The sequence below is a fragment of the Streptomyces sp. NPDC036815 genome (genome assembly GCF_055609205.1).
The window spans coordinates 1-15,396 of sequence record NZ_JBVJPW010000034.1 but is presented as its reverse complement, the minus strand read 5'-3'; the positions used below and the strand labels follow the sequence as shown (position 1 = coordinate 15,396).

At 67.9% G+C, this 15,396-nt stretch carries 16 protein-coding genes and 2 pseudogenes; 9 read left to right on the top strand and 9 right to left on the bottom strand.

The features are described 5' to 3' along the window. The first annotated feature begins 63 nt into the window (after positions 1-63). Together ACZ69I_RS37620 and ACZ69I_RS37615 are read left to right on the top strand one after the other, a co-directional pair. Positions 64-768: a Clp protease N-terminal domain-containing protein gene (locus tag ACZ69I_RS37620; protein WP_470837005.1), complete on the top strand. Its 705-nt coding sequence runs from the start codon at positions 64-66 to the stop codon at positions 766-768. A 288-nt stretch (positions 769-1,056) separates the two neighbouring features. Next, positions 1,057-2,307, top strand: a complete 1,251-nt coding sequence (locus tag ACZ69I_RS37615; protein ID WP_470837003.1) for a cytochrome P450 — start codon at positions 1,057-1,059, stop codon at positions 2,305-2,307. Positions 2,308-2,406: 99 nt separating this feature from the next. On the opposite strand, the gene ACZ69I_RS37610 is transcribed toward ACZ69I_RS37615, so the two are convergent. Both ACZ69I_RS37610 and ACZ69I_RS37605 read right to left on the bottom strand, forming a co-directional pair. Beyond that, the gene (locus ACZ69I_RS37610; RefSeq protein ID WP_470837002.1) at positions 2,407-3,204 is read right to left on the bottom strand and encodes an AfsR/SARP family transcriptional regulator; all 798 of its coding nucleotides are present in this window, start codon (positions 3,202-3,204) and stop codon (positions 2,407-2,409) included. Beyond that, positions 3,201-4,004 (bottom strand): thioesterase II family protein, encoded by an 804-nt coding sequence (locus ACZ69I_RS37605; protein ID WP_470837001.1) that lies wholly within the window; start codon positions 4,002-4,004, stop codon positions 3,201-3,203. The genes ACZ69I_RS37610 and ACZ69I_RS37605 overlap by 4 nt, the downstream gene beginning before the upstream one ends. 1,160 nt (positions 4,005-5,164) lie before the next feature. Between ACZ69I_RS37605 and ACZ69I_RS37600 the strand changes: the two genes are divergently transcribed. Continuing rightward, positions 5,165-6,544: a phenylacetate--CoA ligase family protein gene (locus ACZ69I_RS37600; RefSeq protein WP_470836999.1), complete on the top strand. Its 1,380-nt coding sequence runs from the start codon at positions 5,165-5,167 to the stop codon at positions 6,542-6,544. A gap of 46 nt (positions 6,545-6,590) precedes the next feature. Here ACZ69I_RS37600 and ACZ69I_RS37595 read toward each other — a convergent pair whose 3' ends face one another. Both ACZ69I_RS37595 and ACZ69I_RS37590 read right to left on the bottom strand, forming a co-directional pair. Continuing rightward, complete coding sequence (locus ACZ69I_RS37595) at positions 6,591-7,583, bottom strand: esterase/lipase family protein (protein ID WP_470836998.1); 993 nt, start codon at positions 7,581-7,583, stop codon at positions 6,591-6,593. Positions 7,584-7,741: 158 nt separating this feature from the next. Then, positions 7,742-8,291, bottom strand: a pseudogene (locus ACZ69I_RS37590) (GNAT family N-acetyltransferase). 107 nt (positions 8,292-8,398) lie between these two features. Between ACZ69I_RS37590 and ACZ69I_RS37585 the strand changes: the two are divergent. Both ACZ69I_RS37585 and ACZ69I_RS37580 read left to right on the top strand, forming a co-directional pair. After that, positions 8,399-8,905, top strand: a complete 507-nt coding sequence (locus tag ACZ69I_RS37585) for a DinB family protein (protein WP_470836997.1) — start codon at positions 8,399-8,401, stop codon at positions 8,903-8,905. A gap of 116 nt (positions 8,906-9,021) precedes the next feature. Beyond that, positions 9,022-9,249 carry a hypothetical protein gene (locus tag ACZ69I_RS37580; protein ID WP_467674871.1) on the top strand — a complete coding sequence of 76 codons (228 nt, stop codon included), beginning with the start codon at positions 9,022-9,024 and terminating at the stop codon, positions 9,247-9,249. Positions 9,250-9,266: 17 nt separating this feature from the next. On the opposite strand, the gene ACZ69I_RS37575 is transcribed toward ACZ69I_RS37580, so the two are convergent. Beyond that, positions 9,267-9,845, bottom strand: coding sequence for a TetR/AcrR family transcriptional regulator (locus tag ACZ69I_RS37575; RefSeq protein WP_470836995.1), 579 nt, complete (start codon positions 9,843-9,845; stop codon positions 9,267-9,269). Here ACZ69I_RS37575 and ACZ69I_RS37570 point away from each other — a divergent pair. Genes ACZ69I_RS37570 through ACZ69I_RS37560 form a run of 3 tightly spaced genes read left to right on the top strand, consistent with a single transcriptional unit; the run spans position 9,804 to position 10,694 of the window. Further along, positions 9,804-10,295: an FAD-dependent monooxygenase gene (locus ACZ69I_RS37570; protein WP_470836994.1), complete on the top strand. Its 492-nt coding sequence runs from the start codon at positions 9,804-9,806 to the stop codon at positions 10,293-10,295. The genes ACZ69I_RS37575 and ACZ69I_RS37570 overlap by 42 nt on opposite strands. After that, the gene (locus ACZ69I_RS37565) at positions 10,292-10,579 is read left to right on the top strand and encodes an FAD-dependent monooxygenase (RefSeq protein ID WP_470836993.1); all 288 of its coding nucleotides are present in this window, start codon (positions 10,292-10,294) and stop codon (positions 10,577-10,579) included. The genes ACZ69I_RS37570 and ACZ69I_RS37565 overlap by 4 nt, the downstream gene beginning before the upstream one ends. After that, positions 10,512-10,694: a hydroxybenzoate 3-monooxygenase gene (locus ACZ69I_RS37560; protein WP_470837020.1), complete on the top strand. Its 183-nt coding sequence runs from the start codon at positions 10,512-10,514 to the stop codon at positions 10,692-10,694. Before ACZ69I_RS37565 ends, ACZ69I_RS37560 begins: the two co-directional genes overlap by 68 nt. Positions 10,695-11,475: 781 nt before the next feature. On the opposite strand, the gene ACZ69I_RS37555 is transcribed toward ACZ69I_RS37560, so the two are convergent. Continuing rightward, a complete protein-coding gene (locus ACZ69I_RS37555; protein WP_470836991.1) occupies positions 11,476-11,994 on the bottom strand; it encodes a hypothetical protein in 519 nt (172 codons plus the stop codon). Between the two features lie 143 nt (positions 11,995-12,137). Between ACZ69I_RS37555 and ACZ69I_RS37550 the strand changes: the two genes are divergently transcribed. After that, a complete protein-coding gene (locus ACZ69I_RS37550) occupies positions 12,138-13,289 on the top strand; it encodes a helix-turn-helix domain-containing protein (protein WP_470836990.1) in 1,152 nt (383 codons plus the stop codon). Between the two features lie 183 nt (positions 13,290-13,472). Here ACZ69I_RS37550 and ACZ69I_RS37545 read toward each other — a convergent pair whose 3' ends face one another. The 3 genes and pseudogenes from ACZ69I_RS37545 to ACZ69I_RS37535 all read right to left on the bottom strand — a co-directional run. Beyond that, positions 13,473-14,114: a maleylpyruvate isomerase N-terminal domain-containing protein gene (locus ACZ69I_RS37545; protein ID WP_470836988.1), complete on the bottom strand. Its 642-nt coding sequence runs from the start codon at positions 14,112-14,114 to the stop codon at positions 13,473-13,475. Positions 14,115-14,236: 122 nt separating this feature from the next. Next, positions 14,237-15,170 (bottom strand): annotated as a pseudogene (locus ACZ69I_RS37540) (IS5 family transposase). Between the two features lie 26 nt (positions 15,171-15,196). Then, positions 15,197-15,396, bottom strand: a 200-nt coding sequence (locus tag ACZ69I_RS37535; protein ID WP_470836987.1) for an integrase core domain-containing protein, incomplete at its 5' end; no start/stop codon positions are given.

Here is a 15,396-nt window from a genome sequence, read left to right as displayed (position 1 = left end):
GCCGACCGGGGCAAGCGTCAAGAACAGGTTGACGCTCGCGGATCGTCAACTTACGATTGACGCATGAGTCCACTCGACATCAGCCTCGCCGACCTGATCGCCCGACTCGACGAGGAACTCCCCGAGGCCGACGAACTGGCCCGCATCAGCGAGGCGCGACTGCGCGCCCAGACCCTGTCCGACATCGGTGACCAGCTCATCGACCACTACGTCAGCAAGGCCAAGCGGTCCGGCGCGTCCTGGACCGAGATCGGCGACGCCATTGGGGTGTCCAAGCAGGCGGCCCAGCAGCGCCACGCCCCCGGCCCGTTCGAGCGGTACACCGACCTGAACCGGCACAGCATCGTGCTCGCGCAGGAGGCCGCCCGCACGTACAAGCACGACTTCATCGGCACCGAACACCTCCTGCTCGGCCTGCTCGGTGAACCGCGGGGGCTGGCCTACGAGGTGCTGGTCGCGAAGGCCGGGACGGAGCGCCGTATCCGCGACGCGATCGAGGAGGTGATGGCTCCGCAAGGGAGCAAGGCGCTGCGGGGGCACATCGCGTTCCGGCCGGAGAGCAAGGAGGCCATCGAGCAGGCGCGCCGCGCGTCGGTCGACCTCGGCCACGACTGGGTCGGCACGGAACACGCGCTGCTGGGCCTGATCCACGCCGAGGAGAGCTCGGCCGCGCGGATCCTGCGCGGCCTCGGCTTCACGCGGGACGGACTGCGGGAAACGATCAGGGCCGAGATCGCCGAACGGTCCGCCGCGCCCGACGAGCAGTGACGACGCGGGCGGCGGCGGCATCGAGTTAGGGGCGCTTAAGCGGTGACTGCAAAGGTGAGCCGGTGTCAGGTCGCCACGCCCTGAGGGGCGTTCGTACACCCCTGATCGACGTCGGCGTGCGGGGATCGGCGAAGCCACTCCGTGCGTGTCCGGTCGAACCGGGCGGGACCGGAGAGGTCCGCAGAGGTCCGGAGAGGTCCGGGGAGAACCGGGAAGAGCCGGGGGCCGCTCGAACCGGGGCGCCGGTGGTGCCTGACCGTTGGTCCGGACAACGCGAAGCGAGGCATCGTGCCCATCACGGATAGCAAGCCGGCCGCCACACTTCCCGATCTGGTCGACCCCTCTTTCTGGGCACGGCCGCACGGCGAACGTGTGACGCTGTTCGAGGAGATGCGCGGGCTGCCGCGTCCGGCGTTCATCCAGCAGAACATGCCGGGTGTGCCCTGGGCGTTCGGCTATCACGCCCTCGTCAAGTACGCGGACATCGTGGAGGTGAGCCGCCGGCCGCAGGACTTCTCCTCGAACGGCGCGACCACGATCATCGGCCTGCCGCCCGAACTGGACGAGTACTACGGCTCGATGATCAACATGGACAATCCCGAGCACTCCCGGCTGCGCCGCATCGTCTCGCGCTCCTTCGGCCGCAACATGGTTCCCGAGTTCGAGGCCGTGGCGACGCGCACCGCCCGGCGCATCATCGGTGAACTCGTCGCGCGCGGGCCGGGGGACTTCATCCGGCCCGTCGCGGCGGAGATGCCGATCGCCGTGCTCAGCGACATGATGGGGATTCCCCAGGAGGACTACGACTTCCTCTTCGAGCGGTCCAACACGATCGTGGGCCCGCTCGACCCGGACTACGTGCCCGATCGGGCGGACTCCGAGCGAGCGGTGATCGAGGCGTCGCGCGAACTCGGGGACTACATCGCGGGGCTCCGCGAGGAGCGGCTCGCCGCCCCCGGGAACGACCTGATCACCAAACTGGTCCAAGTGCAGGCCGACGGCGAGCAGTTGACCCGCCAGGAGCTCGTCTCGTTCTTCATCCTGCTCGTCATCGCGGGGATGGAGACCACCCGTAACGCCATCTCGCACGCGCTGGTGCTGCTGACCGAGCACCCCGAACAGAAGCAGCTGCTGCTGTCGGACTTCGACACCTACGCCAAAGGCGCGGTCGAGGAGATCCTCCGGGTCTCCACGCCCATCAACTGGATGCGCCGGGTGGCCACGCGCGACTGCGACATGAACGGGCACCGGTTCCGCAGGGGCGACCGGATCTTCCTGTTCTACTGGTCCGGCAACCGCGACGAGAACGTCTTCCCGGACCCGTACCGTTTCGACATCACGCGCGGGGCCAACGCGCACGTCACGTTCGGAGCGGTGGGCCCGCACGTCTGTCTCGGGGCCCACCTCGCCCGGATGGAGATCACCGCCCTGTACCGGGAACTCCTCGCCGCGCTGCCCCAGATCCACGCCGTGGGGCAGCCGCGGCGACTCGACTCCAGCTTCATCGAAGGCATCAAGCATCTGCAGTGCGCCTTCTGACACCGATGGTGCGCCTTGCGGCCACCGCGGCTCGCCCTCGCCCGATCGCCGACGTATGCCTCCTCCGTGCGCATACGCCACGCGATGGCCGGGCTCCGGTCAGCGACCGGACAGGGCGAGGGGCGGTGACATCAGGTGCATGTCACCCGAGAGGATGGCCCGCTGCAGATCCTGGAGCGGGCGCCCCGGTTCCAGGCCCAGTTCGTCATTGAGTGTCTTGCGCACGGACTGGTACACCTTCAGCGCGTCCGCCTGCCGCTCGGACCGGTAGAGCGCCAGCATCAGCTGCCGGTAGAAGGCCTCGCACATCGGGTTCTCGGCGGTGAGGGCGTACAGCATGCCCACCGCCTCCCGGTGCCGGCCGAGCTGGAGCTGACACTCGACGAGCATCTCCTGGCACTCCAGGCGGATCTCGGTCAGCCACGTCGAGAAGCCGTCGATGATCGGGCCGTTGGCGACGGTCCCGTTCCCGCCCTGCCCGAGGATCGGGCCGCGCCACAGCGCGAGGGCCCGATCGAAACAGGAGGCCGCGTCGCCGTACCGCTTCTCTCTGAGCAACGACCTTCCTACGTCGACCAGTTCGGGGAATTCCTGCGCGTCGATCTGGTCCTCGCCCTTGTGCAGCACGTACCCCGGCGCGCGGGTCTCGACGGGGTTGCCCGCCGTGCCGGGCAGCTTCAGGAACTTGCGGAGCTGGGAGATGTACACATGAAGCCCCGCGGTGGCGCGCCGCGGCAGGTCCTCGCCCCAGATCTCCCGCATCAGCTGTTCCAGGGAGACCAGTCGGTCGGCGCGGACGAGCAGGACGGTGAGGACGACTTCGACCTTCTGCGCGTTGATGGTGGAGTAACTGTTCCCGTCCCTGATGCGGAGCGGTCCCAACATCTCGTACCTCACCTGACTGTCCCCCTTGCCGTCGCGGCCTGTCGTGCGTCGGCCGTCAGGGCTTGGGAGATGGCCTCCGTGACGCCCTTGAGGAGCGTGTTGAGATAGAAGTGGCCTCCGGAGAAGACCTTCAGGTCGAAGGGGCCGTCCGTGTGCTGCCGCCAGGCGGCCACGTCGTCCTGCGCGGCCTGTGCGTCCTGATCGCCCGTCAGCGCGGTGACGGGGCAGGTCAGGGGAGGCGAGGGAGTCCAGCGGTAGAGCTCGATCGCCCGGTAGTCGTTGCGGACGACCGGGAGGATCTCCGCGAGCAACTCCTCGTCGTTCAGGAAGACCGGGTCCGTGCCGCCCGCGCGGCGCAGCTCGGCGGCCAGGTCGGCGTCGCTCAGGAGATGTACGGTGCCCGGCCGGAAACGGGACGGCGCGCGGCGCCCCGACACGAACAGGTGGCAGGGCTCCTTGCCGGTCCGCTCACTCAGCCGCAGTGCGACTTCGTAGGCGAGGACGGCGCCCATGCTGTGGCCGAAGAAGGCCAACGGCCGGTCCTCGAAGGGCGTGAGCGCCTCGGTGATCCGGTCGGCGAGGTCGGGGACGCGGTCGAGGAGCGGTTCTTTGCGCCGGTCCTGCCGTCCCGGGTACTGCACCGCGAGGATCTCCGCGTCGGGCAGCAGGGTGGGGGACTGTGCCAGTGGCTGGTAGTAGGTGGCCGAGCCGCCGGCGTGGGGGAAGCAGACGAGGCGGACATCGGCTTCCGGACGGGGCCGGAAACGACGTATCCACGGGTCCGACATATCGGGTGGGGGGGAGGCAGACAAGATCATTCCCTTCACCAGGAACGCTGAGAACGGTGTCGCCGCATTGCGGATCCACTCCTGATCATGCGCAGCTCAAAGTTTAAAGAGCAACGTGGAGAAAGGAGAACGGGGCGGAATGAGACATTCCCTTTTGCTTTCCGCCCGCATTCTTTCGTGATCGAATCGAAGGAGGCAAGTTTGAGGTAAGTTTCACTATGAATGCTTGACATCGCGCCTTGTGGGGCGTGGGGCGTGAGCTGCGTTCCGGGGCCGGTGGTGACGCCTCGGCGAGCATAGCCCCAGGTGGCGACGGAGGGGTCGGGTGTCGTGCCCGGTCGGGCGGGGCTCAAGGGTGGATGCAAGCCACCTCGACTCCCGCTCCACTTTCACCCACGCCAACTTTTGCGGGATCATTACGCCGCGCGGGTTTGCCGCTTCCCTCCCTCCGTTGGCCTGCGTCATTTCTTCACCTCGGCGTACGCGAACGGAAATGATCTCTTTTCCTCGCGTCGGCGGCGGGTGGATGGCTGGGGATCGCGATTCTGGCTGGTTGTTTTCTTGCGGTGACGGCGGGGCGGGATTGGTCTTGATTATGACTCTGGTGCTTGCCATCGCCTCGCGGGAACCCCAGCGCGTTGCCCTTCGTACGTCGTCGGGCGCATGCCGCAGGGGCGGGCCGGTGGTGGACGCGTGGCCGGATCCGGCCCGTGCCCGGTGCGAACCCCCGGCGGGTGGCCGTTTGGCGGGCGGCCGCTCGGCCCGTTCGGGCGCACCCAGTCGCACCTGGCCTCGGCGCGGTCCCACGCGCAGGCGGAGTTGTCACCTTTTGGGGTGACTGTGGGCCGTTCAAGGGGCCCCGCACGGCGGCGTATCCGCGATCGTCATGCCATGGGTGAAGTGCGCGAGCCGCGGGAAGACGATCGGTCGGAGGCCGACCCCGCGGAGGCCGGCCACCTCGCCCGAGCCCGTCGGAGCGGCAGGACGGAGCCGACCGGCGCGCCCAGCCGCCCGACCGGCCCGGCCGACCGGACCCGCGCCCGCCCGTCGACCCACCGCCCCACGGCCCCACGCCACCCACCCCCCGACACCCACCGGCGAGGAAGACACTCGACCGAACGTCCCCGCCGGTCTCCGGCAGGCCGGCCGTCCGCCGGACCTGCCACCCGAAGGAGCACGAGACGATGAGCGAGAGCGAAAGCACGACCTGGCTGATGCGGGACATCCGCCGGACCCGCAAGCAGGGCGCGGCGGCGGTCGCGCGGCGTCGGGGCGACCGGCTCGCGGACCTGGTCGCCTACGCCCGCTCCGCATCGCCGTACTACCGGCAGTTGTACCGGGGCCTGCCCGAACGGGTGGAGGATCCGACGCTGTTGCCGGTCACCGACAAGAAGCAGTTGATGGACCACTTCGACGACTGGCCGACGGACCGGGACATCACCCTGGAGAAGGTGCGCGCGTTCACCGACGACCCCGACCTGATCGGGCGGCGCTTCCTCGGCCGCTATCTGGTCGCCACGACCTCGGGGACCAGCGGCAGGCGCGGCCTGTTCGTCCTCGACGACCGGTACATGTCCGTGTCCTCGGCCGTCTCGTCCCGGGTGCTCGCCTCCTGGCTCGGCCCCCTCGGCATCGTACGGGCGGTCGCCCACGGCGGCCGCTTCGCCCAACTCGTCGCCACCGAGGGGCATTACGTCGGTTTCGCCGGATACTCCCGCATGGCCCTGGAGGGCGGGGGCCGCAGCAAGCTGCTGCGCGCCCTGTCCGTGCACGAGCCGATGGAGAAGCTGGTCGCCGAACTCAACGACTACCGACCGGCGTTCGTCATCGGGTACGCCAGCACGATCATGCTGCTCACGGCCGAACAGGAGGCGGGACGCCTGCACATCGACCCGGTCCTCATCGAGCCCGCGGGCGAGACGATGAGCGAGAACGACACCGACCGCATCGCGAAGGCATTCGGCGCCAAGGTGCGCACGATGTACAGCGCGACGGAGTGCACGTATCTGAGCCACGGCTGCGTCGAGGGCTGGTACCACGTCAACGACGACTGGGCCGTGCTCGAACCCGTCGACGCCGACCACCAGCCCGTCCCGCCGGGGGAGTTCTCGCACACGGTCCTGATCAGCAACCTCGCCAACCGCGTGCAGCCGTTCCTCCGTTACGACCTCGGCGACAGCGTCATGCTCCGGCCCGACCCCTGCCCCTGCGGCGCCGCGTCACCCGCCATCCGGGTCCAGGGCCGCGCCGGCGACATCCTCGCCTTCCCCTCCGGCCGAGGCGACGACGTCCGGCTCGCCCCGCTGGCCTTCAGCAGCCTCTTCGACCGGATGCCCGGGGTGGAGCTCTTCCAGATCGAGCAGACGGAGCCGTCGACCCTGCGGGTACGCCTGGTCAAGGCCCCCGGCGCCGACGCGGACCGCGTGTGGCGCAACGCCCACGACGGACTGAACCGCCTGCTCGCCGACAACAAACTCGACAACGTCACGGTGGAACGGGGCGAGGAGCCGCCGCGGCAGGGGGACGGCGGCAAGTACCGGACGATCATCCCGCACGCGGCCTGACGGTCACGCGCGGAGCGTGATCACGCGGAGCCTCACCCGCGGACACTCACCGCGCATAGTCGCGCAACGGTGGCTCCTCGTCCGCCCAGGGCTGGCTGTGGATGAGGAGTTCGATCGGGTAATTGAGCAGGCCCGGAAGGGCGTTGACGGCCTCTTCGCTGTTGAGCGGCATGACCGGCCGGGCGCAGTGCGCGCGGTCGATCCGGTCGGCGTCGGCGGAGCCCGGGTGCTCGATCGCGTCGTCGACCAGGTCGTAGCTGACCTGGTCGACGACCATGGCGATGTGGGTGGGCCACGGCCGACCGGGGCAGATGTCCTGGACGCCGATGCGGTGGGCACCCGCCAGCGACGGGGGCTGCCCGTCGGCGATCACGGACTCGTCGGCGTACGAGTAGAGCGTGGTGTACGACGGCCCCGCGGGCATCGGGGCGCCGTCGGCGGCCAGTGCCTTCGTCCAGTTCGAGTCGCGGGCGAACTGCAGGACCGAGGCGGGGCAGCGGGCGATCTCGGCGATCGGGCGACAGGGGCTGGCGAGCCGGGTTCCCTGGAAGGGCGCGCCCAGCGTCACCATGTCGTCGACCCGGCCCGCCAGATCCGGCCAGAAGCGCAGGGCCCACGCGGTCAGGAGCCCGCCCTGACTGTGCCCGACCAGGTCGACCTTCCGCCCGGTGCGCTCCTGGACGGTGCGCACCGCGTGGACGACATACTCGACGGACTCCTGCATGTCCCTGAGCCCGCGGCCGGGGGAGTCCACCCAACAGGCCTGGTAACCCCTCTTCTTGAGCTCCGCCATGTAGTTCCAGGCGTAGTTCTCCTCCGACTTGAGGCCGGTGCCCGGAACGAAGACGACGGTCGGCTTGTCGTCGGCCTCGCGCAGGTCCGCCAGGTCGGTCCGGCAGTGCAGGGGCTTGGCGAGCTCGGCCGCCGGGATCTCCAGCGGCGGCGACGGGTCGGCCGCGGCGTGCGCGGCGGGGGCCGGAAGGGCGGAGAGGGCGAGGACGGCCGCAGCGAGACCGCCGAGCCATGAGGACAAGCGCACTGCGACCTCCGCGGGACGGGTGAGGCGTGAGGCCCCTCCAGGTGCCTTTCATCTCATCGTGAAGTGACGTGCTGTTCTACGTCAACAGAACGACTGTGCGCGGGAGTTGGCGCCTGCATGCAGGGCGGGTCGGTGAGGCGTTCCGTACGCCCGTACGCCTACGGCCGACGGTCGGTGCTCTCGACCGTGATGGCCCAGCGCTCGTGGTCCCGCCACTCGCCGTTGATGCTGGAAGGCGCTCGAATACCCCTCGCGCCGAAATCCCAGACGCCTGACGAGATTCAGCGAGGCCGTGTTGTCCGGCTGGATGTTCGCCTCGAGGCGGTGAAGGCCCAGCCGGTCGAAGGCGTACGCGACCACGAGCCCCAGCCCTTCGGTGAGATAGCCGCGACCGGTGGTGGAGGCGTACGCGGTGTACCCCAGGGTGCCGCACTGGAAGGCGCCCCGGACGATGTTGTTGATGTTGACGCCGCCCACGATCGCGCCGGTGCCGTGCAGGCAGACCACGAAGCCCTCATGGGTGGGCAGGTCGAACCGCGCGAGGGAGCTTTCGAACCCTTCCCTCGTGTTCTCGTGGGCGCGGACGCCGAGCCAGCGGTGCAGCATGTCGGCGCTCTCCGCGCGGAGGGCGGTGATCTCCTCGTAGTCCTGTGGGCTGATGCGGCGTATGGCCACGCGCGGGCCTTGGCGGAGGTATTCGGTTGCCATCGGGTGATCGTAGAGGCGGACCTGTCGGGGGCTTCCGCGCGGTCAGCGACCGGGGCCGTTCATAAATGCCTCGACATCGGCCGGGGTGATCGGGGACGCTTCGCGCGATGACCAGAATCGACGACACGCCGCCCGCGTGGGACGAGCGCACCCAGCTCACCACGTTCCTCGACTACGCACGTGACACCGCCCGCGCCAAGTGCGAGGGCGTCTCCGCGGAGAACGCCCGCAAGGCGATCCTGCCGGGCTCACCGCTGATGACCATGAGCGGAGTGGTGAACCACCTCCGCTGGGTCGAGTACTACTGGTTCCAGGTGGTCTTCCTCGGCGAGAAGGACGAGGGGCCCTGGACCGATGAGGACCCCGACCGCGAGATGCGCATCGCCGTCGACTTCCCGCTCCCGCAGCTGCTCGACGAATACGCCGGGCAGAGCGCCCGCTACCGCGAGCTGGTCGCCGGGAACAGCCTGGACGAGCGGTCCCGAGGAACCGTCCGCGACGGCCTCCACGTGGACCTGCGCTGGATCCTCCTCCACCTCACGGAGGAGACGGCCCGCCACAACGGACACCTGGACATCCTGCGCGAGATGCTCGACGGTACGACGGGCGACTAGAGCGTGCCTCTCCGCAAGGGCTAGGGGTGCCATCGCTGCTGGTAGGCGGGGTGTCCGGCGCTGGTAGGTTCTTCCGGTGGTGCGTTCGAAGCACTTCTGAAGGGGGAGACCACCGGGTGGACGTTGTCGCGATCATGGAAGCGTTGGCGGAACAGGGCATAACGGTGCTGTTCAAGGCCGATGCTGAGCGGATGGCAGAGAGGCGCAAGCCTTGGACCTTCGTCGCCAGTGGGGCGCCGTTGCGCGCGGACATCCTGGTGCGAACCGATGCCGCGTCTGTGGAGCAATGCCTCGCCGTGTGCTTGCCCCGCCTGCGTGAGCTGGGCTTTTCGTTCCCTGAGTGAGAGAGCGGTCGTCCTCTTCAACACGTCAGCGCGGTACGCCGAGGCCGTCGAGGACGATGCCCACAGCCACGGTCGAGGGCTTCGCCTTCGCTGAGGTCGGTGGCGTAGGCGAGGGCGCGCAGGAGGAGCGAGACGTCGTCGTAGGTGACCTCGGGGCGGGCGGCGCCGACGGCCTGGGCGCGGTGGAGCGCGTCGTCGACCGCCGTCCGGAAGGCGTCGACCGCCTCGGCGACCGGTCCGGACAGGCCCTCCCCGTCGCCGTGGGGCGGCAACAGGTCCAGCAGGGTCATTTTCACCGGCCCGGCTGCTGCGAGCGTCCTCATCAGGGAGGCGAAGGCTTTGCCTGCATCCTGGCTGCCGGTGAGCTGCAACCCCTCGGCGGTCAGCTTCTCCAGATAGCGCACTGCGGTGGCCTCGATCAGGTCCTGCTTGGTGGCGAAGTTCCGGAAGACGGTGGCGATGCTGACCCCGGCCCGGACCGGATTGTCGGCGGCGTTCCCTTCGAGCCGGTGCTGAACTTCCGCGTCGACGGGGTGACCCGGCCCTTCAGGTACGTGACCGACGACCTCGGCGACGGGCGCTTCTGCCCCCAGCAAGTGCTCGTGCGCAACCTCATCGACGTGTTCGTCAGCGACGGCGGCGACCTCCGCTTCGAAGCCGAGGACGTGCGACTGGACGACATCACCGGCCCCCGACCGCGCGTGCGCTACCGCGACAGCACGGGCATGACCCGCACCATCACCTGCGACCTCATCGCCGGCTGCGACGGAGACCACGGCGTCAGCCGGGCGAGTATCCCCGACAACGTACCCACCCGCCAGTCCCACGAGTACGGGTACGCCTGGCTGACCGTGCTGGCGGAGGCCCCCGCCAACCACCAATCCATGATGGCGATCCATGACCGGGGATTCGCCGGTCAGTTCGCCCGCGGCCCGCAGGCGAGCCGCTTCTACCTCCAGTGCCCCCTGGACACCTCCGTCGAGGAGTGGACGGACGACCGCATCTGGGAAGAGATCGAGGCGCGCTTCGGTGAACGGTCGCTGTGAAGGGACGGATCGCCGGTAAGACGCTGGTGCCCCTGCGCAGTGTCGTCCACGACCCGATGAGCCACGGCCGCCTGTACCTGCTCGGCGATGCCGCGCACATCGTTCCGCCCATGAGCGCCAAGGGCATGAATCTGGCGCTGCATGACGCCGACGTGTTCGCCGCGGCCGTAGTGAAACAGGTCAAGGAGCCTGCTGGAGGCGTACTCCGCCACGTGCTTGAAGCACGTGTGGAACTACCAGGCGTTCGCCGTGTGGTTCACCGACCTCATGCACGACGCGGCTGACGCCTCCTACCGCAGTGAGTTCCGGCGCCGCCTGGCGCGCGCCGAGTTCGAGCGCCTCTACGACTCGGAGACCGCCAACCGGCTCTTCGGCGAGTTCCTCACCGGCCTGAACTGAGACCGCCGTCCTCGGTCGAGGGCGGGAACCGGTCGAAGAAGGCATAGGACGCCGCGCGGACGGTCAACGCCTTCCCGACCGGCAGTCGCACGACGATGGGCACCGCTTCCCTCTTGCTACGGATAACGGGGCCGCTTCACGTGCGGGCCGGAAAATGTCATCGCAGGGGAAGAATCAATCTCCCCGCAGATAATAGGGCGGAGTCGACCTGGCGATCTGCGGGCCTTGGCCCGAGCTGCTCGGAGAGCTTCGCTCTCCTCCGGGACCGGGCATGGACACGGGCAGTCCTCCTCGAGGCCGATGACCAACCGCGTGGCCTCCACGACGACCGCGCTAGTGAGCACACAGTCGTGCTGCTCGCCAGCCCTGTCCTTCAGGAGCAGGCGGAGAGACGGCGCACAGGGCACGATGACACGGGCCATTAGGGGGGGGGAGGCACTTAGGGCTGTGGACAACACCGCGAATGGGAGGCCGGGAAAGGGACGCACCCAAGCGCGGCTCGTTGGCCTCGCCCTCTCGCACGGTGCAGCCGCACCGGCCGCATTGTGGAGGCTCTGACCTGCTCAGCATGCAGACCCCCTCTGGGGAGTCACAGGAGGCTCGGGCTCCTTCAGAAGGGTCTGCACGGCCCGCAGTGCTCGGCGCATCCGCGCCCCCTCTTCGCACTCCTCGGTGCGGCAGGCGGGGCAACTGAGCGTGTGCCCGCGCAGACGTCCGTTCAACGCGTACGCCGCCCCCTCCGGACTGAACAGTGAGGCGGCTGCTACCCCCTCGTTGGCGATCATCGGGCCCCCCGTGCCCGCGCTTCGCGTTCGAGGTGGATCAGAGCGGCGACGCCCGGGACGGCGCAGAGGTCCCCCACGTCGCGGGGGCGCACGGCCCAGTGATGACCGAGCGGCCCTGTGAGGTCTGAGGCGGGGACGCTGAGGAAGTGCCCGATGCCCAGCATGGGAGCAGCCTGCCCGTACGCCCACCGTGCCACCGGGGACACCTGGGTCAGCGGGTAGTACATGCGCTGCACGCAGTTGTGGATGACCGGTCCATCCAGCAGCTCGGCCAGTGCCTGCGCCACGATGTCCAGGTCATCCGACCCGACCGCGCTGTTCACGAGACGGGCCTCCAGGCACACCGTGTTGAACTTGGCGCCCAGAGGCAGCAGTGCGATCCCTCGTTCCTGCCACTCCCGGTGTGCGTAGCGCGGCTCCTGGAGGGCGCTGGCCAACCAGTCGAAGGCCGCGTGCACTGGTTGGGGGGTGGTGTCACTTTTCGTCTTCCCTGCACGGCCCGTACTGTCTGCCATGTCGGCTCCTAGCAGTCGGCCCGCCCGATTACGCTGCGTGTGGTCGGGCGGTTCTCTGCCTCAGACAACCGATTTCGCGTATGCACAGGGCAGTTGACCAGCGTTGACGTACGCTCTGGTCAACAGTCAACGGGAGCGGCGCCATGATTGACTTCGGGGACCAGGTCCGTAGGGCTTTGAAGAGCCAAGGGAAGAGCCTGCGGGGTGCGGCCAAGGAGCTTCACTACGATGTTGCGTATCTGAGCCGGGTTGTCGGTGGGAAACAGGCACCTTCAGCCGAACTGGTCCAAGCTGTAAACGAACTTCTTGGCCTCTCGCTCACTGTGGAAGATGCGAGTCCACATGATGATGAGATGGACGCGTGGGAGTTGGTCCGCCGTGTCCAGGCCAGTGACGTAGGTGCGGCCACCCTGAGTCGGCTAGAGCGAACATTCGACGACTTGGCCATGGCCTACCCGAAGGCTGATCCAGACGACTTGCTACGGAAGGTGCGAAGGCAGGCGGACTACGTCGTCCAACTCTTGGGCGCCAAGAAGACGCTCGCTGAACACCGACGCTTGTTGATCGTCGGTGGCTGGCTCTCCCTACTCGGTGCGACGCTGCACATCGATCTGAAGCAGGAGGGTGCGGCGACTGCTCGGCTTCAGTCTGCGGTGGCTCTCGCGCAAGAGGCCGGAGTGCCTGAGATCGAAGCGTGGTGCTTCGAGACTGACGCCTGGAGAGTTTTGACGGATGGCGATTACGTCCGGGCTCTGGAGCTTTCCCGCGTCGCTCAGGCAGCAGCTCCGCCCGGCTCCTCAGCCCTAATCCAAGCGACCGCGCAAGAGGGCAGAGCACACGCGAGGCTCGGTAACGGCCGAGAAACCTACTCAGCCATAGAGCGGGTGCAAGCCTTCTCGGCTGCTGTAGGCACGCCTGAGAGCCCAGAACACCATTACCGGTACGATCCGGCTAAGTCACTCTCGTACACCGCCACGACGCTTGCATGGCTCGGTGACGTGGCCGCAGAGCCCTACGCGCGGGAAGTCATCGAGCGGTTGAGCCCCAGTGACAATGAGGCCTATTGGCCTAGGCGGGTGGCCTCAGCGAACATCGATCTTGCTTTGGTTCTGGTCACGGAAAACCGCTTGGATGAAGCCTGCGTCTCGGCGCAGAGAGCCATTCTCAGCGGCAAGGTTGTGCCCAGCAATCACTGGCGGGCTCTGGAGGTCGTGACGGCTGTGGAGGCTCGGCACCTACCTGAAGCGTCGGACCTGCGCGAGGCGTATCAGGGACTCAAGTCTCTGGAACAGTAGACAAATAGAAAGACGGCCCACCACCCTCCGGTAGCCCCCTCTGGTCTGGCCAAGGAGCCGTCCAGGGAGTCCCCTGAGCCATGACTGACGACGTGTCCGTCGGGGCTCCACGAACTCCTCGAGGACTAGGGCCTGTCTCCCCGATATTTGGGAGCGCGGGCTTTGATGGGGAGTGAGGCTTTTTTACAGCACTCGCAGGGCTTGGCCGGAGTCGCGTTCGCGTCTGGCCAATGCGTGCAGGACGGCTTGATCGCCATGCCGCTCGCGGGCAGCCGCAACGAGCACGTCAACTGCGATGGCCAGTGCGGCTGCGGGCGCTGAGCAACGAGCGTCGATGCTCAGCGCCAAGTCATCCAGGTGAACTGCCAGTTCGACGCAGCGGGTCTGGAGGTAGCCGTCGAGCATCATCTCCTCTCCTGGCCGGTGAAGGACGGCCACTCGCCGATCCGCCGGCTCCTTGCCGAGCCGGTCCGCCAGCCGCCGCCATGCAACCTGCGCCTGCTCAGCAACGGCGGCGGGGCCGACTGCGGCCGTTTCCTCACTCCGGGCCCGCACGCCGACGTTCAGCGCAGAGTTGGGAACGGAGGTGCCCACGAGTCTGGCGTAGTAGTGCACCGGCGACACCGGTTCCGCGTCGGCTATCTGGCCATCCAGGAACCACTCGACCTGCAACACGCTGCGTGCAAGGTGGCCGGCCAGTCCGCCTACCGACATCCCTGGCAGTACGGACTCCTTCTCCCAGCAACGAGCCAGCTCTTCGGTAGCCAGGAGCTGCACGGCCTGTTCAGCGGCCAGTAGGTACGCCTTGCGTATCTCCGTCGTCATGGAGGGATCTTGCCCCCAAGATGATCACAGCGGCCAAGTCGTCCATATGTTGGTCACGTAGACCAACATATGGACACCGGCCTGCTCGTCATTGACTTCGTTCCTTCGGTATCCGTCGGGCTTCAGGAACGGAGCCAGATGAGCAGCGCGGCGGCGGTCGCAGTGCCGAGGTAGATGTACCCGCGCTTGTCATAGCGGGTGGCAACGGCTCTGAACTGCTTAATCTTGTTGATCGCTCGCTCGACGGTGTTCCGTGCTCTATACCGGGTCTCCCCGAAACCGGGAGGTCGCCCACCGCTTGAGCCTCTGCGCCAGCGGGCGGTTCGGGAGTCGCTCTTCTCCGGGATCACGTGCCGGATGCCGCGTCGTCGAAGATAGGAACGGATCAGGCTGTTGCTGTACGCCTTGTCGGCGCTGACGCTGTCCAGCAGTCGCCTAGGCCGGCCGGCACCGAGCCGGGGGACGCGGATCTTGTCCATGACGGGTTCAAACTGCGTGCAGTCCGCCCGCTGGCCAGGCGTGAGGACCAGGGAGAGCGGGCGACACCTGCCGTCGGCGCTCAGATGGATCTTCGTGGTCAGGCCGCCACGGGAGCGGCCGAGCGCCTCGCCTGCTCCGCCTCCGCCAGGAACAGGTGCCGGAGCATGTGCCCTCGCAGGTGAACTGATCTTTGCAGGGCCCCTTTTGAGGCGCTGGGCGGTGCTGGAGGCGGATTACTCGGGGCACCGGCTGCGTGCTGGTGGGCCCGGATCGAGGTGGAGTCAACGTTGATGTTCCAATCGATGCCACCGGCTGCATCATCGACCGCCTGGACATGCTGGAGCAGTCGTTCCCAGGTGCCGTCGGCCGACCACAAGGCATGGCGTTTGTGAACGGTCTGCCCAGGACCGAAGCGTTCGGGCAGCTTGCGCCACTGGCAGCCGGTGCTGAGTCGATGAATGATCCCGTTGATTACCTGCCGGTGATCCCGCCACCGGCCGCACCGGTGCTTACTCCTGGGAGTAGCGGTTCGAGCACCGCCCACTCGCCGTCCCCTGCTGAGCATGCCGAGACCAACGAGCCACTGATCGAGGAGACACCCCCTAGGTGTGCTGTCCGGAGAGGTTGGTGACGCGGTTGGGTGGGGTTTGGCCGCCGATGCCGGTGTGGGGTCGGTGGTAGTTGTACCAGTCCAGCCAGTCGGGAAACGCGGCTTGCCGTTCGGCGTCTGAGGTGTAGGGCTGCTGGTAGGCCCATTCGTCGAGCAGGGTGCGGTGGAAGCGTTCGGCCTTGCCGTTGGTCT